The sequence below is a fragment of the Streptococcaceae bacterium ESL0729 genome, from assembly GCA_029391995.1.
Taxonomy (GTDB): Bacteria; Bacillota; Bacilli; order Lactobacillales; family Streptococcaceae; genus Floricoccus.
Map to the genome: position 1 here is coordinate 278,371 of CP113924.1, position 20,333 is coordinate 298,703.

Sequence of the window (20,333 nt, forward strand, 5' to 3'; positions counted from 1 at the left end):
GTTATAGGTCCACTAGGAATAGAAAGGATAAAAATGAAAACAACAGGAAAAAAATCAAGGCTTCTGAAGAAAATATCAGTCACCCTAGCTGGACTTCTAACACTAGCAGTCCTTGGGATATATACCTTCTTTAAAACGGATGTTTTTGCGGATACAAGGGATTTATGGGTCCAAACTGCCATGAGCACAAGTAGCCACAAGTGGCTGGCAACATCATTTTTAAATGATGATGAGATAAATAAGATTCTAGCCAAGTACCAGGTAACTAACGATACCAAATCAGACAGCTCAACTATTAACCTCTCAACAAGCTCAAGCTCATCTAGTACTGACACATCAAATACGTCAATCAAAGAGATAAGTGGCTCAACCTATAAGGGATATGTTGTAACCATTAAAGATCCTTCGACTGTTAAGCTTGTAAATACTCTAACCTCAAGTGGCGGGGGAACCAAGTTATCTGAAACAGTTAAGGATGAGGGTTATCAAATTGCCCTTAATGCAGCAGGTTTTAACTTTGACAGAAAGACTGAGTCAACTGGAGAGAATGCCCTTGATTCCCTAACTATTATGGACGGAAAACTCCTTTACGGAGATCAATCGGAAAGCTATCAAATGATTGGGATGACCTCAGAAGGTAAGCTCGTTCTTGGTAGCTATACCTATCAAGAAGCCCTTGAAGCTGGAGTTAATGATGCTATCTCCTTTGGCCCATATCTTTTAGTCAACGGGGAAGAACAGGTTACTGAAAAGGCAACAGGAGGCCTGCAACCAAGAACGGCCATCGGTCAAGCAAGTGACGGAAGTATCTTCTTTGTAGTTATTGAAGGAAGGTCATCATCGAGTGCTGGTGCAAGCCTATATGACCTGCAAGAGGTTATGAAGAATCTAGGGGCAGTAAATGCAAGTAACCTAGATGGCGGTGGCTCAAGTGAGATGTACTACGATGGTAAACTCGTTAATCAACTAAGCAATGGAAGTGAAAGGGAAATACCCAATGCTTTTGTTGTAAGTAAATAAAAAACCTAGGGTCATTAACCCTGGGTTTTTAATGTTCCATATATTCAGTAAAGCTTTGACCCTTAAGTTTGGCGTTTAAGGCGATTATTAATTTGATTCTAGCCTTTTGGGAGTTGATTTCCCTACTGAATAAAACTCCTTTTTCATGGAGGACGACTCCTCCACCCTCGTAGCTATAAACTGGCTCAGCAATCCCGTTAAAGCAGCGAGAAACTAGGACAACTGGTATTTTTGCAGCAATAATTCGCTCAAGACTTTTAAAGGCTTTTGGCGGTAAATTCCCAGCTCCTAAAGCTTCAATGACCAGTCCATCAAGCTTATCTGAATCAAGTAAATCAATGATACTTCCATCCATGCCAGCATAAGCCTTAATGATTGGCACCTGACCTTCGACTGATTGGATATCTAAGTGCTTATCTTCATGATCATTTTGGAAGTAGAGGATGCTATTTTTAGTTATGAGACCAAGGGGCCCGTGAGTTGGTGTTTGAAAGGTTGAAACATTTGTTGTATGGGTCTTTGTCACGTATCTAGCCGAATGGATTTCATCATTCATGACAACAAGCACACCACGGTTTTTAGAGTTAGTTGAAGCAGCTACCCTAATGGCCGAAAGGAAGTTGTAGGTTCCATCACTTGCCAGCTCATTACTTGAACGCATGGCTCCTGTTACGACAATGGTTTTCCCCCGCTCGATAGTTGAGTCAAGGAAGTAGGCAGTCTCTTCCAAGGTATCAGTTCCGTGCGTGATGACAACTGAATCGATATCTTCTTCTGAAAAAGCCTTCTTAATCCTTTTTTTGAGTTGCAACATGTTTTCAAGACTGACATGGGGGCTTGGTAGATTTAAAAAGTCCTCGACAAGGAGTTCAACATCAGGGAAGTCAACCTTGATATTGTTCATGGGGTTGGTTTGATCGGGCCTTACATTCCCGTTTTCATCCTCATGCATGGAAATGGTACCACCAGTATGGAGCACTAATATTTTTTTCATTGAAATTCCTCTGTATATAGTATGTGTAATAGGTGAAATAATTCAAAGAAATTGTATAATAAATAAAAGACTTAATCAAGTTAGTGGGGAAATTGAAAGAAAATGGATGTAAGAGCTGTATTTTTTGACCTAGATGGTACCTTGTTTACAACAACCAGAAATATTTTACCTAGCACCAAGAGTGCGATTTTAGCTTTACGCCAGCAGGGAATCTTGGTTGGTATTGCAACAGGGCGGGGTCCGTCATTTGTTAAAAGCTTAATGGAGGATTTAAAATTAGATTTTGCCATAACCTATAATGGTCAGTATATCTTTACTCCCAAAGAGGTGATTAGAAAGGTGCCAATTGATAAGACAAGCCTGCGGGAAATCCTGTCCTATTCTATTAGTAATCACCGTGAAGTATCCTTTGGTGGAGAAAACGGCATGTCTGGAAGTAGCTTGATTAAGTTTGGCGAAACAAGGACAGCTCAATTTGCCAATCACCTGCTGCCTAAGGGTTTTTCAAGCGGGGTAAAAGGAACCTTCCAAAATTTCATTAGGCGACTAATCCCGCAACAGGGTGATTTGAATCGTTTGATTGAAGAACCTATTTATCAGGTTGTAATGGTTGCTACTAAAAATGAAACACAAAAGTTAAAGGAGCGTTTTCCTAATGTTTCCTTTACCAGAAGTAATCCTTATTCAGTTGATATCGTGGCCAAGGGAGCATCTAAGGTTGAAGGTATTAAACTACTTGGTGCAAGATACTCCTTTGGTCTTGAGCATGTAATGGCCTTTGGTGATAATGATAATGACATCAAGATGATTCGAGAGGTGGGCTGCGGTATTGCCATGGGTAATTCAAGCAGTCGGGTTAAGGATGTGGCAGCCTATGTGACATCAAGTAACAACCAAGACGGGATAGTTAAGGCCCTTAAACATTTTGGCTTATTAAAGACAGACAGCAATAATCCTTTCAAAAGTAGGGATCGAAACTTTGAAAAGGTCAAGGAATTTCACCAGTTGATGGATGGACGCTTGCAGGAGCTACCAAAAAATTTGTCAAAAGAGGAAGCCAGCCACCGGGTGGATTTTCAGGTTGAAGAATTAGTGGAACTTTTGTACGCAGCTTCTAAGGGGCAAACAGAAGACTTTACCGACCTGGTTCAAAAGATGAAAGAGGATGTGGATAAGGCTTATAATAAGGTTATCTCAAAGAAAAAAGATGTGAGTGATACCATGACCAATGAAGTGGATGCCCTGATTGACAGCCTCTATCTGACCTATGGTAGCTTTGTCCTTATGGGTATTGATCCAGCTGAGATTTTTGATCTAGTCCACCAGGCAAATATGGGGAAGGTTTTCCCAGATGGTAAGGCCCACTTTGATCCTGTGACCCACAAGATTTTAAAGCCTGACAACTGGGAAAGAGATTATGCTCCTGAATCTAGGATGGAAAAGGAGTTGGAGGGTCAAATCCTTAGAGGCTTTAACCGCAAGTCCTTATCGGAATAGGATAGGTGTCCTTTTCTTACATTGAAAAAAATTATCAAAATGATATAATGGAACGAGCAACACACACTAGGAGAAGAAATGGCTAATATTGTAAAAAAGCTTGTTGAAAATGATAAGCGTGAATTAAAGAAACTAGATAAAAAGGCTGATGAGGTCGAAAAATTTGCTGGTGAGATGGAAGCCCTATCAGATGAGAATTTGAAGGCCAAAACTTCAATCTTACGCAAGCGTTATCAAAATGGTGAAAGTCTTGATGATTTACTTCCTGAGGCTTTTGCTGTCGTGCGTGAGGGAGCTAAGCGTGTTCTTGGTCTCTATCCTTATCATGTCCAAATTATGGGGGGAATTGTCCTTCATAATGGTGACGTCCCTGAGATGCGTACAGGTGAGGGTAAAACGCTAACTGCGACCATGCCTGTTTATTTGAATGCCCTAAGTGGCAAGGGTGTCCATGTAGTAACCGTTAATGAGTACCTATCAACTCGTGATGCCCTAGAGATGGGTGAACTTTACAACTGGTTGGGACTATCTGTTGGGATTAATCTTAATTCTAAGTCTGCTGAAGAAAAAAGAGAGGCTTATGCCTGTGATATTACCTACTCAACCAACTCTGAGTTAGGTTTTGACTACCTTCGTGATAACATGGTAACCCAAACTGAAGAGCTGGTTCAAAGGGATTTGAACTTTGCCTTGGTTGATGAGGTTGACTCTATCTTAATTGATGAGGCAAGGACTCCGTTAATTATTTCTGGTCAGGCTGAAGGGTCAAGTGCCCTTTATACAAGAGCGGACATGTTTGTTAAATCCCTTGCAGATGAAGATTTTACCATCGACTTGCAGTCAAAAACAATCTCTTTAGCTGAGACAGGAATTGATAAGGCTGAAAGTTATTTTGATTTAGAAAATCTTTATGACCTCGAAAACGCAGCCCTAACCCACTATATTGACAATGCCCTTCGTGCCAACTATATCATGATTCGTGACCTTGATTACATGGTTGATGCCAACCAAGAGGTTCTGATTGTAGACCAGTTTACAGGTCGGGCCATGGAAGGACGCAGATATTCTGACGGTCTCCACCAGGCCATTGAAGCCAAGGAGTTAGTTCCCATTCAGGATGAGTCAAAAACAATGGCCTCAATTACCTACCAAAATTTCTTTAGGATGTATAAAAAACTTGCTGGGATGACGGGTACTGCAAAGACTGAGGCTGAAGAATTTAGGGAAATCTACAACATGCAGATTGTACCCATTCCTACCAACAAGCCAATTCAGCGTATTGACCACCATGATGTTTTATACCCAACAGTTGGCTCAAAATTCAGGGCTGTTGTTGAAGAGGTTAAAGAACGCCACCATAATGGTCAACCTATCCTTATTGGGACTGTCGGAGTTGAAACCAGTGAGATTATTTCAAATAGCTTGACCAAGGCTGGCATTCCCCATGAAGTTTTAAATGCTAAAAATCACTTCAAGGAAGCTGAAATTATCATGAATGCAGGTCAGAAGGGTGCAGTTACTATTGCCACCAATATGGCTGGTCGTGGTACAGACATCAAGCTTGGTGCAGGTGTGCGTGAACTGGGAGGTCTTGCCGTAATCGGTACTGAACGCCATGAATCACGCCGTATCGACAACCAGCTCCGTGGTCGTAGTGGCCGTCAAGGAGACCCAGGTGAGTCTAAATTTTACCTATCCCTTGAAGATGAGCTCATGCGTCGTTTTGGTAGCGAGCGGGTATCAGCCTTCCTTGAGAGCATGAATCTTTCTGAAGAAGATTCTGTTATTGAGTCACGTTTAATTACCCGTCAGGTTGAGTCAAGCCAAAAACGAGTTGAAGGAAACAACTATGACTCACGTAAGCAGGTTCTTCAATATGATGATGTCATGCGTGAGCAGAGGGAGATTATCTACCGCCAAAGAAAAGAGGTTATGACTACAAGTGATGACCTAAGTTCAGCCCTCCTTGGTATGTTTAAACGTACAATTGAAAGGGAGGTCGAAGGTCAAACCTTAGGAACTAAGGAAGTAAGCCCAGAGGCTGTGGAAGGAATTTATGATTTTGCCAAAAATTCCCTTCTTCCAGAAGATATGATTACTAAATCAGAACTTGAAGGAAAATCAGCGGCTGAAATTCAAGCCCTGCTCTTTGATAAGGTCAAAAACCACTATCATGATCAGATGGATAAACTGCCTGAACCAGAACAAAGATTACGCTTCCAAAAGGCTGTAATTTTAAGGGTTGTTGACAGTAAGTGGGCTGATCATATTGATGCCTTAGACCAAATGAGACAATCTGTTGGTTTGAGGGGTTATGCCCAAAACAATCCCTTGGTAGAGTACCAGACTGAAAGCTATACCATGTTTAATGACATGATAGGCTCAATTGAGTTTGAAGTGACCCGTTTGATGATGAAGGCACAGATTCACCAAGAGGTACCAAGGGAGCACCCTCAAGCTGCAAGGACAACAGCATCACAAGAAAACCTGCTTGTCGATGATGAAACTTCAAAGGCAGCTGGTGATGTAGAGGAGATTGACTTTTCTCAAGTCAAGAGAAATGACCTGTGCCCATGTGGTAGCGGTAAAAAATTTAAAAATTGTCACGGACGTAATTTGTAGAAATTACGTAGGCAAAAATAGATATAAGATACATAAAAATTAAATAAGGTAGGATAATCCATGTCATTTAAAAAATTAAGTCAAGCAATCAATGTTGAAGAAGTTAGGAAATTAGGTCACCTTGAAGGTCAAGACCTTGAAAACAAAAAGAAGAGGGATAAGGAACTTGAAGCCATTATTAAAGGAGAAGACGACCGTCTACTTCTAATCATTGGCCCATGTTCAAGTGATAATGAAGAGGCTGTCTTAGAATATGCCCGTCGCCTGGCTAAGCTTCAAGAAGAAGTTAAGGACAAAATCTTTATGGTCATGCGAGTTTATACTGCGAAACCAAGAACTAATGGAGACGGCTACAAGGGTCTAATCCACCAGCCAAATAGCATGGGACTTCCTGACCTTTTAAATGGTATTAAGGCCGTTCGTGACCTTCACTACAAGGTTATTAAGGAAACAGGACTTACAACAGCTGATGAGATGCTCTACCCAGAAAACTTAGAATTAGTTGATGACCTTGTCAGCTATATTGCAGTTGGAGCAAGGAGTGTTGAGGACCAACAACACCGTTTTGTAGCTAGTGGTATTGATGTACCAGTTGGGATGAAAAATCCAACCAGCGGTAACCTTTCAGTCCTATTCAACGGGGTTTATGCGGCTCAACAGCCTCAAAACTTCCTCTTTACTGGATCAGAAGTTGAGACATCAGGAAATGACATGGCCCACGTTATCCTACGTGGTGCAGTTACGGAAGAAGGAAAATACCTACCAAACTACTACTATGACAATCTTCTTCGCACAATTGACATGTATGAAAAAATGAACCTGAAAAATCCATTTATCGTTGTTGATACCAACCACGACAACAGTGGAAAACAATACCTAGAACAGACTAGGATTGTCCGCCAAACCTTGGTCAACCGTGAATGGAATGAAAAAATCAAGAAAAACGTTCGCGGATTTATGATTGAAAGCTACTTGGAAGATGGACGTCAAGATAGTCCAGAAGTCTTTGGAAAATCAATCACCGACCCATGTCTTGGTTGGGATAAGACTGAAGCCTTGATTAGGGAAATATTTGAAACTGAAGGTGAAGTAGAAGCTTAGGCTTCTACTTTTTTCATGGAAAAAATAAATATTTAGGGAATATTAATGGTTCAAGAATTATATATGGAGAATTAATTGCATATTAAACTGGTTTATGTTAGAATTTTTATTGTAAGGGGTTACCCCGGGTGAAGAAATTGTTAATTTTTTCATAAATTTAATTTAGATAATTCGAAGGAGAATACAAAATGGCATCAAAAGAATTTCACATTGTAGCAGAAACTGGAATCCATGCACGTCCTGCAACTTTACTAGTTCAAGCTGCTAGCAAATTTGCAAGCGATATTAACCTTGACTACAAAGGTAAAGCAGTAAACTTAAAATCAATCATGGGTGTAATGAGCCTGGGTGTTGGTCAAGGTGCTGATGTTACTATCACTGCTGAAGGTGCTGATGCTGACGACGCAATCGCAGCAATCGCTGAAACAATGGAGAAAGAAGGTCTTGCTGAATAATGTCGAAAATGCTTAAAGGTATTGCTGCCAGTGATGGTGTAGCAGTAGCAAAGGCTTATCTACTTATTCAACCGGATTTGTCATTTGAGGCAGTTACTGTCGAAAATACTGACAACGAAGAAGCTCGCTTAGACGCAGCCCTTGCTGCAAGTCAAAGCGAGCTTCAAGCTATCCGCGATAAAGCAGTATCAAGCCTTGGTGAAGAAGCTGCATCAGTATTTGATGCCCACTTAATGGTTCTTTCAGACCCTGAGATGATTGGTCAAATCAAGGAAACAATTCGTGCTAAGAAGACCAATGCCGAAGGTGCTCTTAAAGAAGTTACTGATATGTTTGTAACTCTTTTTGAAAATATGGATGATAATCCATACATGCAAGAAAGAGCTGCTGACATTCGTGACGTTGCAAAACGTGTTCTTGCGAATCTTTTAGGAGTTAAACTTCCAAGTCCTGCTATGATCAATGAAGAGGTTGTTGTAATTGCCCACGACCTTACACCATCTGACACAGCTCAACTTGACCGTAAATTTGTTAAAGCCTTTATTACAAATATTGGTGGACGTACAAGTCACTCAGCTATCATGGCTAGAACCCTTGAAATCCCAGCTGTTCTTGGTACCAACAACATTACTGAGCTTGTAAAAGACGGTGACATGCTTGCAGTTAACGGAATCACTGGTGAAGTTATTATTGATCCAAGTGAAGCTGAGCAAGCTGAATTCAAAAAAGCAGGTCAGGCTTATGCTGAGCTTAAGGCTACTTGGGAAGAATTAAAAGATGCTGAAACTGTTACTGCAGATGGTAAACATTTTGAATTAGCAGCAAACATCGGTACTCCTAAGGACGTTATCGGAGCAAATGATAACGGAGCTGAAGCTATCGGACTTTACCGTACTGAATTCTTATACATGGATTCAAAAGACTTCCCAACAGAAGATGAACAGTACGAAGCTTACAAGGCTGTGCTTGTTGGTATGAACGGAAAACCTGTTGTCGTTCGTACAATGGATATTGGTGGAGACAAGGAACTTCCTTACTTTGACCTTCCACACGAAATGAATCCATTCCTTGGATACCGTGCCCTACGTATCTCTTTATCTGAAGGTGGAGATGCTATGTTCCGTACACAAATCCGTGCTCTACTTCGTGCCTCAGTTCATGGTACCCTTCGTATCATGTTCCCAATGGTTGCACTTGTTACTGAATTCCGTGCAGCTAAGAAGGTATTTGACGAAGAAAAAGCAAATCTTCAAGCTGAAGGCGTTGAAGTTGCTGACAACATCCAAGTTGGTATCATGATTGAAATCCCAGCGGCTGCTATGCTTGCTGACCAATTTGCTAAAGAAGTTGACTTCTTCTCAATTGGTACAAACGATCTTATCCAATACACAATGGCTGCTGACCGTATGAATGAGCAAGTTTCATACCTTTATCAACCATACAACCCATCAATCCTACGCTTGATCAACAATGTTATCAAGGCAGCTCACGCTGAAGGCAAATGGGCTGGAATGTGTGGTGAGATGGCAGGAGATCAACTAGCAGTACCACTTTTAGTTGGTATGGGTCTTGATGAGTTCTCAATGAGTGCTACTTCAGTTCTTAAAACTCGTAGCCTAATGAAGAAACTTGACACTGCGAAAATGGAAGAGCTTGCTCAAAAGGCTCTTACTGAAACTTCAACCATGGAAGAAGTTGTCGCACTTGTTAATGAATATGCTCCAGAAGCATAATAAGATAATAAAAAAAGTTGAACCCTTGGGTTCAACTTTTTTTATTATCTAAAGTTTTAAGAAAACGGACAACCTTACTTTTGGCATAGCGAAATTCAATATTTTTTTCAGCCAAAAAATTATAAAAATCTTTCTTTCCTTTGCGGGCGTCAGTAACCTCAAGCTCAAGTTCATAGTCACAGTTGTCAGCGTAGGTATTTTTATCAAGGGCCATGAGCCCAATTTCAGTAGGCATTTCTTGTCTGATTGTCATAAGCTTACCGAGGACTGTGATTTTATTTAAATCAATCTTCTTGTCCCTTAAGATTTGTAAAATATCAGCTAGTTGGGGCAGCTCTTCATTGATTTTTTTATTATCAAGCATCTCTTGGGCCTCTTTTAGGCTAAGCCTTGCATTATGCTCCATATTTCCAACATTTTGCGGAACCTTAAGGGTCATCTCAGCTGAGTCATCAAAGGTTCTAATCCTAAGAGCCAGGCGATTTTCACGCATGATAAAGTCAGTGCTATCCAGGTAATGGTTGACCTGCCTGATGGGGGTGACATGGCTGAAGTACTTTTTTAAGCGGTCGTACTCATCCATACTAAGGAGGCTTTTATATTCGATTTCTAAATTTGTGGTCATAATGTAATCCGTTCTAAATTATGGTAAAATTATTATAAATTATAACGTGAAAAAGGAGAAGAGGCAAGTTTTTTAAGAACGAGAACGACCAGTTTTTGAAAAATTGTTAATTTATGATTATGAGCGATATGAATTGGGAAGAATTTTTGGATCCTTATGTCCAGACTGTTGGCGAACTTAAGATAAAACTTCGGGGGATGAGAAAGCAGTTTCAAAAGAAAAACATGCACTCTCCGATTGAATTTGTGACAGGACGTGTTAAGCCAGTTGAAAGTATCATCAAGAAGGCCAAGCTAAGAGGAGTTAAGCGGGAAAATTTGGACCATGAAATGCAGGATATAGCTGGTATTCGGATTATGGTTCAATTTGTTGAAGACGTGGAAGAAGTCTTAGAACTTTTGAGGAAGCGAAAGGATTTTAATATTATTCAGGAGAGGGACTATATTAAAAATCAGAAGGCAAGTGGTTATAGGAGTTATCATGTGGTTATTGAGTATCCTGCTGAAACTATAAATGGCCACAAGGTCATTCTCGCTGAAATCCAGATTAGAACTCTTGCCATGAATTTTTGGGCGACCATTGAGCATTCACTTAACTACAAGTATCAGGGGGAGTTTCCAAAGGAACTTAAGGAAAGGATTGCCAAAACGGCTAAGATTGCCTATGACCTCGACCAGGAAATGAGCGAAATCAGGGAGGAAATCCAGGAGGCTCAGCTGCTTTTTAATCCCCCAGCAAGTAAATTAAATGACGGAGTAGGTAATAGTGATGACAATGATGAATATTACAGATGGTAAGAAGGTAGCTATTGTCTCAAGTGGTTCCAAGCAATCAAAGGATTTAGAAGATGACTTGGCTCAAAAATTAAAATCCCGCTGTATTCAAATTGATGCCAAGCGTCCAGATATTGTTATTTCCATCGGTGGAGATGGTACCTTTTTACAGGCCATTCACCAGTATGAAAGGTGCTTGGATAGGATTAGGTTTGTTGGTGTTCATACAGGTCATTTGGGATTTTATACGGATTATTTAGCTAGTGAATTAGATGAGTTGGTTGAGGCTGTGGTTTATGAACAGCCTGAAAAAGCTATTTCCTACCCCCTTTTAAAGGTCAAGGCTGTCATGGCTGATGGCCAGACCTTTGAAAAATATGCCCTTAATGAATCAACTATTAGAAGGTTGAGTCATACCTTGGTTGCTGATGTTTATCTTTCAGATTTTCTTTTTGAACGCTTCAGGGGAGACGGTCTTTCTGTATCAACACCAACGGGTTCAACTGCCTACAATAAGTCAATTGGTGGTGCTGTCATTCATCCTGGACTTAGGGTCATGCAGATGGCTGAAATTGCATCTTTAAATAACCGGGTTTATAGGACTCTTGGAGCACCAATTGTGGTTAGTGACCAAGAAAATATTGTCTTAAATTTAGACAAGGCTCTTGATTACGGACTAACTGTTGATCAACTGGAGTATAAGTTTACCAATCTTGCTGGGATTGAATATCGACTGGATGGTAAGGAAGTTAAATTTTTAGGAAGCCGTCATAATTCTTTTTGGAAAAGGGTGCAGGAATCCTTCATCGGTGATGATATTGACTAAAGCTAAAGCTAAAGCTAGAAGTAAAAGTAGAAGTGGTAGATATGAACTTTGAGTATAGGGTTGAAGATGACCGAATTAAAATTAAAACAGTCCTCGCCAAGCAGGGGATTTCAAGGAGGCTTCTGACCAAGATAAAATTTAGGGGAGGCTTGATTCTTTTAAATGGCCAAGAGGAAATTGTAACCAAGTTTGCCAGTAAGGGAGACGTGATTGAGGTTTATTTGCCAGCAGAAGGTGTATCTGATAGGCTTGAACCAAGTTACTATCCCCTTGACATTGTTTTTGAAGATGATCACTTTATTGTTATTAATAAGCCTGCAGGCTATGCTAGTGTAACAAGCTCAGTTCACCCCAAGCATACAATCTCAAATTTTATCCAAGATTATTTGATAAGGCAGGACTATGAAAACAAGAAGGTTCATCTGGTAACAAGACTTGATAGGAATACATCGGGCTTGATGCTTTTTGCCAAGCATGGTTTTGCCCATGCCCTCATGGACAAAATGCTCCAGGAAAAAAGGATTGAAAAAAGATATTTTGCCCTAGTTGAAAAATCTGATGAACTTGAAGCAGCAGGCGAAATTATAGCCCCAATTGCTAGAGAAGATGGCAGTATCATTAAAAGATGTGTGGCCAAGGGGGGCAAGGAGGCTCATACCTCCTACAGGCTTGTTAAGTCAGCAGATGATATCTCTCTTTTAGATATCAAGCTTCATACGGGAAGGACCCATCAAATTAGGGTTCATTTTTCCCATCTTAAGGCTCCTCTTTTGGGGGATGACTTATATGGCGGGTCTTTAGCTAGAATAAGCAGGCAGGCCCTTCACTGCCACAAGCTTGAGTTTATTCATCCGATTAGCCAGGAGCTAATTACCTTAAATAGTGACCTTCCTTCAGACATGAGGAATTTGCTATAAAAAAATAGCTACCAGAAGGTAGCTGTTTTTTGTTGGTAGGTCTTACTTGCTAAAATCATAATCTTTAATGATTTCGATACTTTTGATTTTTACTGGGTTGAGAGGTTTTGATTTCTCACCAGAATCATTTGTAGCTACCTCACCTGAGGCAATCTTGTCAACAACATCCATGCCAGAAATAACTTGACCAAAGACTGTATAATTACCATCAAGGCTTGGAACTCCACCAGTCTTATAAGAGTCGATTATCTTACTTGGATACTTCCCTGTATTTAAACCAGCACTACTATCAACAGGATTTTGGACGATGAAGAACTGACTTCCATTGGTATTAGCACCAGCATTTGCCATTGAAAGAGCCCCTCTTATGTGGTAGAGATTTTGTGAAATTTCATTTTTAAAACCTTGGCCAGAATCAATATTTTTATCCTTGTCCTTCCAGATAGATTGGCCTCCACGTCCTGAATTTTCTGGATCTCCACTTTGAATCATGAAATCTTTAACCACCCTAAAGAATTCTAGGTTATTATAATATCCATCTTTGGCATGGGTAAGGAAATTTTGTGAAGCTAGGGGAGCATATTTGGGAAAAAGCTTGATGGTAATATCACCAGCTTCAGTGACCATTTTAACTTCAGCTTCATCATCAGCGACTGCAGTCGATAATTGGGGCAGGTTTAACTCATTTAGACTTTCATTTTTAGCTGCACTTGACTTACTATTATCTTTATTGGCAAAGAAAACAAGAACGGCTACAAGGAAGATGAGAATAAGCCCACCAGCAATTAGACCTATATTTTTATTTTTATCATTTTTTTTCATGATAGTATTATAACAAATTCAGATTTATAAATAAAGGAATTCCTAGGCTCCCTTGGTAAAATACCTTGCAAAAATATCTAAATATTTGTATAATTATAGAACTACATTTTAAGGGGTGACAGATGGAGTATATATTAGAAATACTGCCACAATTATTATCAGGTTTAAAGATAACATTAGAAGTCTTTGCCATTACTTTAGCCCTATCAATACCGCTTGGTATGGTAGTCGCTTTTTTATTAAGGGTTAAATTTTTCCCAGTTCGCTTGCTGGTTAATCTCTATGTTTGGTTGATGAGGGGGACACCTTTACTTGTTCAATTAATCATCATCTTTTATGCCCTACCCATGGTTGGGATAACTCTTGACCGGATGCCAGCGGCACTTTTGGCCTTTGTTCTTAACTATACAGCCTATTTTGCGGAAATCTTTAGGGGAGGCTTGCAGTCTATACCCAAGGGCCAAATCGAGGCCTCTAAGGTGCTTCAATTGTCTAAATGGCAGACAGCCCGCTTTGTTGTAATTCCACAAGTTGTGCGAGTTGTTTTACCCAGTGTCTTTAATGAGGTAATCAATCTGGTCAAGGATTCATCTTTGGTCTATGTAGTAGGTCTGGGTGATCTTTTAAGGGCTGGAAGAATTGCTATGAGCCGGGATGTATCCCTTGTTCCTATGATGACTGTCTCTTTGATTTATTTACTAATAATTGGTCTTTTGACCCTGTTAGCTAATAAGATTGAAAAAGATATTAATCGTCATGGTTGAGTTGGTTGAAGGGAGACTGGTAGATGCTAGAGTTAAAGAATATATGTAAAAAATTTGGTGATAAAGTTATCTTTGATAATTTTAACCTTGTGGTGGCTGATAAGGAGCTTTTAACAATTGTAGGTCCAAGTGGAGGTGGAAAAACAACCCTTCTTAGGATGCTTGCAGGTCTTGAAAGTATTGATAGTGGAGAAATTATCTATAATGGTCAGGTTATTTCCCATGAAGATGGCTATGTTAGGGGAAATATTTTAGGTTTTGTCTTTCAAGATTTTCAACTCTTTCCTAATATGACGGTTTTAGATAACCTAATCTTAAGTCCAACCCAGACCATGGGGATGAGTAAGGAGGATGCTATCCATAAGGCTCAAGGATTTTTAAATAATTTAGGAATAGGGGAGCAAGAAAATTCTTATCCCTCACAATTATCAGGAGGGCAAAAGCAGAGGGTGGCCTTGGCTCGAGCTATGATGATTGATCCTAAAATTATTGGCTATGATGAGCCAACTAGTGCCCTAGATCCAGGCCTAAGGGATCAGGTCGCTGATTTAATTCTTGAAAATAAGAGGGCTGGGATAACACAAATCGTTGTGACCCATGATATGAAGTTTGCAGAAACAATCGCTGATACAATTTTAGCTGTTAATTCAAAGGAGGATTAAGTATGAAAAAAGTTTTAGGTGTACTATCTGTTTTACTAGTGTTTTTAACCCTTGGTGCTTGTGGTAAGAAGGAATCTTCAAATGATGACTGGAAGAAAATTGAAGATAAAAAGGAAGTAGTTATAGGTTTTGATAATACCTTTGTTCCTATGGGCTTCAAGGATGAGTCAGGTAACAATGTTGGTTTTGATATTGACCTTGCCAGTGCTGTCTTTGAAAAATACGGGATTAAGGTAAAGATGCAACCCATTGAATGGTCAATGAAGGAAACTGAGCTTAACAATGGAAATATTGATTTGATTTGGAATGGTTACTCAGTGACCCCACAAAGGGAAAAGCAGGTTCTTTTTACTAAGCCTTACATGGAAAATGATCAGGTTCTTGTAACTAAAAAATCATCAAATATTAGTAAGGTTAGCCAAATGGAAGGTAAAATCCTTGGTGCCCAAGAAGGCTCAAGTGGTTATGATGCCTTTACCAACAATCCAGAGGTTTTAAAAGACCTGGTTAAAGATAATGATGCAACCCTTTATGAAGGCTTTAATGAGGCCCTTCTTGACCTTAAGAGTGGTCGAATTGATGGTCTGTTAATTGACGACGTTTATGCAGAATACTATCTCAATAAGAACAATGAAATTGCTGACTACAACATTATTAAAACTGACTATAGCTCAGAAAACTTTGCTGTAGGTGCCCGCAAAGCAGATAAAACCTTGGTTGAAAAGATTAATACTGCCATCAAGGAACTTCACGAGTCAGGGGACTTCCAAAAAATCTCTGACAAGTGGTTTGGTAAGGATGTTTACCCTAAATAATGAAAGACCTTCGGGTCTTTTTTTTAATTTAAAATCCTCGATTCGGATATTTATGCTCCATTCATGTATAATAAATCTATAAAAGAGGAGGAGATAAAGATAATGAAAATAATTACACGCCACGGTGAAGAAGCAGCAAGAATCAATCCAATTACAGAAGGTAAGGCTCCTGATTTTACTTTACCTGATCAAAAGGGCCAAGAAGTTAGTCTGTCAGATTTTGATAAGCCTGTTGTCTTAAGCATTTTTCCAAATATTAACACCCGTGTCTGTGCCTTCCAGACCAGACACTTCAATCAAGAGGCTGCTCAAAATGATAGGATAGAATTTTTATCTATTTCAAACAATACTCGTGAAGAGCAAAAAAATTGGTGTGCAGCTGAAGGAATTGACATGGAAGTCTTGTCTGATGAAAAGGGTGACTTTGGAAGAGCTTACGGGCTTTTGATGGAAGAAAATGGTCTTCTAGCACGTAGTGTCTACTTAGTTGATAAAGGTCAGATTGTCTACAATGAGATTCTTTCAGAAATGACTGATGAACCAAGCTATGACAAATTAACTGAGGCCATTGAAAAATTATCGTAGACCTTCTAGTTTATTATTTTAATATTTAAAAGTCTAGTGATATAATGTAGGTGGAAGGGATTGGAGGAGACCATATGAAGATAATTAATGTAACTAATAATCATCGTGGTTTGGTCAGAGAGCAGTTGCGAAATACTGATGCCGAACTTGTAGAAGTTTATTCTGCAGGGAATACAGATGTTGTTTATACACAAGCTCCAAGCCACTATGAAATTATTGTTTCCAATAAGTATCGAGCTATCCGTCAGGACGAGAAGAAGCAGATTAAGGAATTTTTTATTAAAAAAAGAATTAATCGAGATATAATTGACAAGGAAAATATTGTTACAATTAGAGAACCTAACCTAATTGAGATATCAATACCCATCATCAAGAAGGATAGCTGAATTTTTAATCAGGTCAAAATCCCAGAAACTAAGTGATAAAAAATCCTTAATTTTAGGGATTTTTCTATTTCCTTCTCAAAGTATCTAAATTTTGATAAAATTTAAGCATGACTATAACGATTAAAGATGATTATGTAATTTTTGAGGAAGAGATAAAGAAATCTCGTTTTATTTGCCAACTAAAGAGAGTTTACACCGAAGATGAGGCAAGAGAATTTATTCAAAGTGTAAAAAAGGAACACTACAAGGCCACACACAATGTGTCAGCCTTTACCCTGGGCGACAAGCAGGAGATTCAAAGGTCAAGCGATGACGGGGAGCCGACTGGTACAGCAGGAATTCCCATGCTTGAAATTTTAAAGAAGCGTGGAATAGTAAATGTTGTAGCTGTTGTAACCAGATATTTTGGAGGTACAAAACTTGGTGCAGGTGGACTGATTAGGGCTTACGGGGGTGCTGTGGCTCATGCTTTAGACGGTGTTGATTTGGTTAAAAAAATTGAGCAGCAGGAAGTTGCTATTGTCCTTGACTATGCCCTATATGATAGCTTCAATCGTTTTTTGGGCGAAAGAGGCCTTGAATTTGCTAGTCCCGAGTTTACAACAGAGGTCAAGGGTTCAATTTTTGTTGATTTGGACGCAGTTGATCAGGAGCTTTTAGAAATTGAGAATGCCTTTAGTGGGCGGGTAAATACACAAAAGCTTGATAAAAGATTTGTGGAAGTTACGCTTTGATGGTATAATTAGACTTGTCTTATCTGGGGTCGTTACGGATTCGACGGGTATTATTGAGCATGAAGGGCAACTAGGTGGCAAACCTTAACCTGCAAACTTAAATTAATTGCTAAAAATAGTAATTCATACGCTGTAGCTGCCTAAAAACCAGCACACGTGGACTAGCTTTCATTCGCCCATGGTGAATTTTAGTCCTCAAAATTAGTGGGATACACTTGAAGGTTGTCTAGCCCTTTAAGGAGAAGATTATAGACTCGTTAAATTCCCAGTTGAGCTATGTCTGTGGATTTAATCAAATTAATGCATAGCCTATGGTTGTAGAACTTTGTGTAGCAAGATATTCGGACGTGGGTTCGACTCCCACCGGCTCCATTAATGAAAATCAGATTCTCCTATCTTGGAGGGTCTGATTTTTTGATGAAAAAAATTCATTTATTTTATGAGAAAATAAGCTTAAATTTGCGTATATATAAATATGGATGAACTATTATATGGACGGATTGTAAGTAAAAGTGAACTTGATTACTTGCCAGAAGAAGACTGCCAGGTAAAATCGATGATTGAAGAGGGAAGGTATATCCTTTGTAATAGATGTATTAGTAAGCATTTGAAGGAGGAGGTCAGACTTCCAATTGGAGCCTACTTTTGTCCCAGCTGTCTAAAACTTGGCCGAGTCAGATCAGATGAAAGTCTTTACCACTTAAAACAAGTTGATTTTCCCAAAAGAGACGAGAGTGTCTTAAGCTGGTCGGGACAGCTAACAGACCTCCAGAATAAGATATCAGAGGAGCTCTTACAGGCCTTGAAGGATAAGGAAGAAATTTGGGTTCATGCGGTAACAGGTGCTGGAAAGACTGAGATGACCTATCAGGTAGTGGCTAAGATTATTAATGAAGGTGGGAGCGTAGGTTTTGCTTCCCCTCGGGTTGATGTTTGCTTGGAGCTTTATAAAAGGCTGGTCAAGGATTTTAGCCTGGATATTTGTCTTTTGCATGCGGATGGGGATAAGTACTTTAGAAGCCAGCTTACGATTTTAACGACCCATCAACTCTTACGCTTTAAGGAGGCTTTTGACCTACTAATTATTGATGAGGTTGATGCCTTTCCCTTTAAGGATAATGAGCTCTTATACCAGGCTGCAGAAAAAGCCAGAAGGAAATGTAGCTGTCTTATTTATTTAACAGCTACTGCCACCAATAATTTAGACCAAAAGGTCAAATCAGGTCACTTAAAGAAAGCTACCTTGGCCAGGAGATTTCACGGGAAGCCTCTGGTTATTCCTCAAAATATTTGGTGTCATATTCCCTGGGATCTAAGAAAACTACCTAAAAAATTAATCAGCTACTTAAGGAGACAAAGGGCAACGGGATATCCTTTATTAATATTTGTTCCGGTTATAGGCTTCGGCCAAAAATTTACTGCTGCCTTAAAAGATATTCTAAGGCAGGAGAGAATTGCTTTTGTTTCAAGTTTAAGTGAGGATAGAAAGGAGCAGGTGGAAAAATTTAGGGAGGGTCAACTTGATATTTTGGTGACAACTACAATTCTTGAGCGGGGCGTGACTTTTCCAAGGGTTGATGTCTTCATTCTACAAGCCAATCACAGGCTCTTTAACTCAAGTTCCTTAGTCCAAATTGGAGGAAGGGTCGGAAGGAGTATGGAGAGGCCTGATGGCTTGATTTATTTTTTTCATGATGGTAAGAGTCAGGCGATGAACAAGGCCATTAAGGAAATTAAGCTGATGAATAAGTTGGGAGGTTTTTGATGATCTGTCTTTTATGCTCAAGTTTAGTGAAAGATTCAGTGGGTTTTTTGGATCTCTTGTTCTTAAGAAATAAAACCGCAGAAATATGCCACCAGTGCCTGGATAAGTTTGAGGAGATTAAAGGACCAACCTGTCCTACTTGTATGAAGGAGTCTTCAGAAGATATCTGTAGGGATTGTAGCTACTGGGCTACTAGTAGTGGGATTCTGGTCCAGCATGAGGCACTTTATAGGTACAATCAGGCTATGAGAGACTTCTTTGTGGCCTATAAGCTCCAAGGAGATTACCGCCTGAGATTGGTTTTTGCTAATAGTCTTAAAAGGGCCCTTACAAACTATAAGGGTTACACAGTCGTTCCCGTTCCAGTTAGTAGTAAAAGGCTTGAGGAGAGAGGTTTTTGTCAGGTAACTTCCATTCTTGAAGCAGCTCGTATTCCCTACCTTAATCTATTTAAAAAGGATGAATCTGATTCGCAAAAATTAAGAAATCGTAAGGAACGCTTGTTGGCTGAAAATCCATTCTCTTTAGAGGAAGGTCTTGACTGCCCCAAGAAAATTTTAATCTTTGATGATATTTATACCAGTGGTCGAACCATCACTCACCTCATGGAGCTTTTAAATGGCTTAGGAAAATTTGAGATCAAAAGTCTATCAATTGCTAGATAATCAGTCCCTAAAGGTATAATTTTAAGCTTTTGACTAATTAGGTAGCCATGTTAGTATTTTTTTAATAACTTATTTTTTTGACTTACTCACCTTTTTTTTGTAGAATGGTGGAAAATAAGGATTGGAGGAAGTATGATGAAAGACGCTAAATCATTTTTTACCTTTAAGAGGGTAGTTGCACTAATTATTGTTGTACTTGTTGCGGTATTTGCTTTACAAAACTGGAAATCTGTTGAAGTTTCTCTTTTGTTTTTTGCAATTAAGTTACCACTGATTATCTTGATTTTAGCTATGTTAGCTATAGGAGTTTTTGTCGGATGGGTCTTTGAAAAGAGCGATTTTGACCATTTGGTAGTCAACTTGGAACAAGAAACACGCAAGGAGTTAGATGATATTCAAACTCAACTTCAAAATGACAAAACTGCTAAAAAAGAAGCTGAGGCAGCTAGCCAAGTGGCAGATAAGGCCAAGGAAGTTAAGAATGATGTTAATGGTGCTGGTGATGAAACTAATCAGCCTGAAGACAAATAAAAATAAAAAGAATCCTTCCGAATGGGGGATTCTTTTTTGTT

21 protein-coding genes and 1 other RNA gene are annotated in these 20,333 nt (G+C 39.4%); 19 read left to right on the forward strand and 3 right to left on the reverse strand.

The window, feature by feature from the left end; translation table 11 throughout:
* Nucleotides 1-33: 33 nt before the first annotated feature.
* Nucleotides 34-1,020, forward strand: a complete 987-nt coding sequence (locus OZX68_01465; protein ID WEV60942.1) for a phosphodiester glycosidase family protein — start codon at nucleotides 34-36, stop codon at nucleotides 1,018-1,020.
* Between the two features lie 28 nt (nucleotides 1,021-1,048).
* On the opposite strand, the gene OZX68_01470 is transcribed toward OZX68_01465, so the two are convergent.
* Nucleotides 1,049-2,014: an asparaginase gene (locus tag OZX68_01470; GenBank protein ID WEV60943.1), complete on the reverse strand. Its 966-nt coding sequence runs from the start codon at nucleotides 2,012-2,014 to the stop codon at nucleotides 1,049-1,051.
* A gap of 102 nt (nucleotides 2,015-2,116) precedes the next feature.
* Here OZX68_01470 and OZX68_01475 point away from each other — a divergent pair, with 102 nt between their 5' ends.
* From OZX68_01475 to ptsP, 5 genes are all read left to right on the forward strand, one after another.
* On the forward strand, nucleotides 2,117-3,511 hold the full coding sequence (locus OZX68_01475; protein WEV60944.1) for a Cof-type HAD-IIB family hydrolase: 1,395 nt from the start codon (nucleotides 2,117-2,119) through the stop codon (nucleotides 3,509-3,511).
* Between the two features lie 78 nt (nucleotides 3,512-3,589).
* On the forward strand, nucleotides 3,590-6,133 hold the full coding sequence (secA, locus tag OZX68_01480) for a preprotein translocase subunit SecA (GenBank protein ID WEV60945.1): 2,544 nt from the start codon (nucleotides 3,590-3,592) through the stop codon (nucleotides 6,131-6,133).
* A gap of 60 nt (nucleotides 6,134-6,193) precedes the next feature.
* Nucleotides 6,194-7,234, forward strand: a complete 1,041-nt coding sequence (locus OZX68_01485) for a 3-deoxy-7-phosphoheptulonate synthase (protein WEV60946.1) — start codon at nucleotides 6,194-6,196, stop codon at nucleotides 7,232-7,234.
* Between the two features lie 188 nt (nucleotides 7,235-7,422).
* The gene (locus OZX68_01490; protein ID WEV60947.1) at nucleotides 7,423-7,689 is read left to right on the forward strand and encodes a phosphocarrier protein HPr; all 267 of its coding nucleotides are present in this window, start codon (nucleotides 7,423-7,425) and stop codon (nucleotides 7,687-7,689) included.
* Nucleotides 7,689-9,422, forward strand: coding sequence for a phosphoenolpyruvate--protein phosphotransferase (gene ptsP, locus OZX68_01495; protein WEV60948.1), 1,734 nt, complete (start codon nucleotides 7,689-7,691; stop codon nucleotides 9,420-9,422). Before OZX68_01490 ends, ptsP begins: the two co-directional genes overlap by 1 nt.
* Nucleotides 9,423-9,453: 31 nt before the next feature.
* Here ptsP and OZX68_01500 read toward each other — a convergent pair whose 3' ends face one another.
* Nucleotides 9,454-10,047 (reverse strand): CYTH domain-containing protein, encoded by a 594-nt coding sequence (locus tag OZX68_01500; protein WEV60949.1) that lies wholly within the window; start codon nucleotides 10,045-10,047, stop codon nucleotides 9,454-9,456.
* Between the two features lie 119 nt (nucleotides 10,048-10,166).
* Between OZX68_01500 and OZX68_01505 the strand changes: the two genes are divergently transcribed.
* The 3 genes from OZX68_01505 to OZX68_01515 are packed head-to-tail and all read left to right on the forward strand — an operon-like array spanning nucleotide 10,167 to nucleotide 12,563.
* Nucleotides 10,167-10,844 (forward strand): GTP pyrophosphokinase family protein, encoded by a 678-nt coding sequence (locus OZX68_01505; GenBank protein ID WEV61350.1) that lies wholly within the window; start codon nucleotides 10,167-10,169, stop codon nucleotides 10,842-10,844.
* Nucleotides 10,825-11,646, forward strand: coding sequence for an NAD kinase (locus tag OZX68_01510; GenBank protein WEV61351.1), 822 nt, complete (start codon nucleotides 10,825-10,827; stop codon nucleotides 11,644-11,646). The genes OZX68_01505 and OZX68_01510 overlap by 20 nt, the downstream gene beginning before the upstream one ends.
* A gap of 41 nt (nucleotides 11,647-11,687) precedes the next feature.
* The gene (locus OZX68_01515; protein ID WEV60950.1) at nucleotides 11,688-12,563 is read left to right on the forward strand and encodes an RluA family pseudouridine synthase; all 876 of its coding nucleotides are present in this window, start codon (nucleotides 11,688-11,690) and stop codon (nucleotides 12,561-12,563) included.
* Nucleotides 12,564-12,605: 42 nt separating this feature from the next.
* Here the strand turns inward: OZX68_01515 and OZX68_01520 are convergent, their stop codons facing one another.
* Complete coding sequence (locus OZX68_01520) at nucleotides 12,606-13,385, reverse strand: peptidylprolyl isomerase (GenBank protein ID WEV60951.1); 780 nt, start codon at nucleotides 13,383-13,385, stop codon at nucleotides 12,606-12,608.
* A gap of 122 nt (nucleotides 13,386-13,507) precedes the next feature.
* On the opposite strand from OZX68_01520, the gene OZX68_01525 reads away from it, so the two are divergent.
* From OZX68_01525 to OZX68_01570, 10 genes are all read left to right on the forward strand, one after another.
* Entirely contained in the window at nucleotides 13,508-14,149 is a 642-nt protein-coding gene (locus tag OZX68_01525; GenBank protein WEV60952.1) for an amino acid ABC transporter permease, read from the forward strand.
* Nucleotides 14,150-14,172: 23 nt separating this feature from the next.
* The gene (locus OZX68_01530; protein WEV60953.1) at nucleotides 14,173-14,811 is read left to right on the forward strand and encodes an amino acid ABC transporter ATP-binding protein; all 639 of its coding nucleotides are present in this window, start codon (nucleotides 14,173-14,175) and stop codon (nucleotides 14,809-14,811) included.
* Nucleotides 14,812-14,813: 2 nt separating this feature from the next.
* Nucleotides 14,814-15,626 (forward strand): amino acid ABC transporter substrate-binding protein, encoded by an 813-nt coding sequence (locus OZX68_01535; protein WEV60954.1) that lies wholly within the window; start codon nucleotides 14,814-14,816, stop codon nucleotides 15,624-15,626.
* Nucleotides 15,627-15,725: 99 nt separating this feature from the next.
* Nucleotides 15,726-16,211, forward strand: coding sequence for a peroxiredoxin (locus OZX68_01540; protein WEV61352.1), 486 nt, complete (start codon nucleotides 15,726-15,728; stop codon nucleotides 16,209-16,211).
* Between the two features lie 74 nt (nucleotides 16,212-16,285).
* Nucleotides 16,286-16,597, forward strand: a complete 312-nt coding sequence (locus OZX68_01545; GenBank protein ID WEV60955.1) for a DUF1827 family protein — start codon at nucleotides 16,286-16,288, stop codon at nucleotides 16,595-16,597.
* A gap of 107 nt (nucleotides 16,598-16,704) precedes the next feature.
* The gene (locus OZX68_01550) at nucleotides 16,705-17,331 is read left to right on the forward strand and encodes a YigZ family protein (GenBank protein ID WEV60956.1); all 627 of its coding nucleotides are present in this window, start codon (nucleotides 16,705-16,707) and stop codon (nucleotides 17,329-17,331) included.
* A 25-nt stretch (nucleotides 17,332-17,356) separates the two neighbouring features.
* Nucleotides 17,357-17,706: a transfer-messenger RNA gene (gene ssrA / locus OZX68_01555) on the forward strand.
* Nucleotides 17,707-17,806: 100 nt separating this feature from the next.
* Nucleotides 17,807-19,096 carry a DEAD/DEAH box helicase gene (locus tag OZX68_01560; protein WEV60957.1) on the forward strand — a complete coding sequence of 430 codons (1,290 nt, stop codon included), beginning with the start codon at nucleotides 17,807-17,809 and terminating at the stop codon, nucleotides 19,094-19,096.
* Between the two features lie 143 nt (nucleotides 19,097-19,239).
* Nucleotides 19,240-19,761: a ComF family protein gene (locus OZX68_01565; GenBank protein WEV60958.1), complete on the forward strand. Its 522-nt coding sequence runs from the start codon at nucleotides 19,240-19,242 to the stop codon at nucleotides 19,759-19,761.
* Nucleotides 19,762-19,893: 132 nt separating this feature from the next.
* The gene (locus OZX68_01570) at nucleotides 19,894-20,292 is read left to right on the forward strand and encodes a lipopolysaccharide assembly protein LapA domain-containing protein (GenBank protein WEV60959.1); all 399 of its coding nucleotides are present in this window, start codon (nucleotides 19,894-19,896) and stop codon (nucleotides 20,290-20,292) included.
* The last annotated feature ends 41 nt before the right edge of the window (nucleotides 20,293-20,333 follow it).

Bases quoted from the DNA above. Each gene is read 5' to 3' on its own strand.
- OZX68_01465 (WEV60942.1), top strand. From the start codon at position 34: ATGAAAACAACAGGAAAAAAATCAAGGCTTCTGAAGAAAATATCAGTC.
- OZX68_01470 (WEV60943.1), bottom strand. From the start codon at position 2,014: ATGAAAAAAATATTAGTGCTCCATACTGGTGGTACCATTTCCATGCAT.
- OZX68_01475 (WEV60944.1), top strand. From the start codon at position 2,117: ATGGATGTAAGAGCTGTATTTTTTGACCTAGATGGTACCTTGTTTACA.
- secA (WEV60945.1), top strand. From the start codon at position 3,590: ATGGCTAATATTGTAAAAAAGCTTGTTGAAAATGATAAGCGTGAATTA.
- OZX68_01485 (WEV60946.1), top strand. From the start codon at position 6,194: ATGTCATTTAAAAAATTAAGTCAAGCAATCAATGTTGAAGAAGTTAGG.
- OZX68_01490 (WEV60947.1), top strand. From the start codon at position 7,423: ATGGCATCAAAAGAATTTCACATTGTAGCAGAAACTGGAATCCATGCA.
- ptsP (WEV60948.1), top strand. From the start codon at position 7,689: ATGTCGAAAATGCTTAAAGGTATTGCTGCCAGTGATGGTGTAGCAGTA.
- OZX68_01500 (WEV60949.1), bottom strand. From the start codon at position 10,047: ATGACCACAAATTTAGAAATCGAATATAAAAGCCTCCTTAGTATGGAT.
- OZX68_01505 (WEV61350.1), top strand. From the start codon at position 10,167: ATGAGCGATATGAATTGGGAAGAATTTTTGGATCCTTATGTCCAGACT.
- OZX68_01510 (WEV61351.1), top strand. From the start codon at position 10,825: ATGAATATTACAGATGGTAAGAAGGTAGCTATTGTCTCAAGTGGTTCC.
- OZX68_01515 (WEV60950.1), top strand. From the start codon at position 11,688: ATGAACTTTGAGTATAGGGTTGAAGATGACCGAATTAAAATTAAAACA.
- OZX68_01520 (WEV60951.1), bottom strand. From the start codon at position 13,385: ATGAAAAAAAATGATAAAAATAAAAATATAGGTCTAATTGCTGGTGGG.
- OZX68_01525 (WEV60952.1), top strand. From the start codon at position 13,508: ATGGAGTATATATTAGAAATACTGCCACAATTATTATCAGGTTTAAAG.
- OZX68_01530 (WEV60953.1), top strand. From the start codon at position 14,173: ATGCTAGAGTTAAAGAATATATGTAAAAAATTTGGTGATAAAGTTATC.
- OZX68_01535 (WEV60954.1), top strand. From the start codon at position 14,814: ATGAAAAAAGTTTTAGGTGTACTATCTGTTTTACTAGTGTTTTTAACC.
- OZX68_01545 (WEV60955.1), top strand. From the start codon at position 16,286: ATGAAGATAATTAATGTAACTAATAATCATCGTGGTTTGGTCAGAGAG.
- OZX68_01550 (WEV60956.1), top strand. From the start codon at position 16,705: ATGACTATAACGATTAAAGATGATTATGTAATTTTTGAGGAAGAGATA.
- OZX68_01560 (WEV60957.1), top strand. From the start codon at position 17,807: ATGGATGAACTATTATATGGACGGATTGTAAGTAAAAGTGAACTTGAT.
- OZX68_01565 (WEV60958.1), top strand. From the start codon at position 19,240: ATGAAGGAGTCTTCAGAAGATATCTGTAGGGATTGTAGCTACTGGGCT.
- OZX68_01570 (WEV60959.1), top strand. From the start codon at position 19,894: ATGATGAAAGACGCTAAATCATTTTTTACCTTTAAGAGGGTAGTTGCA.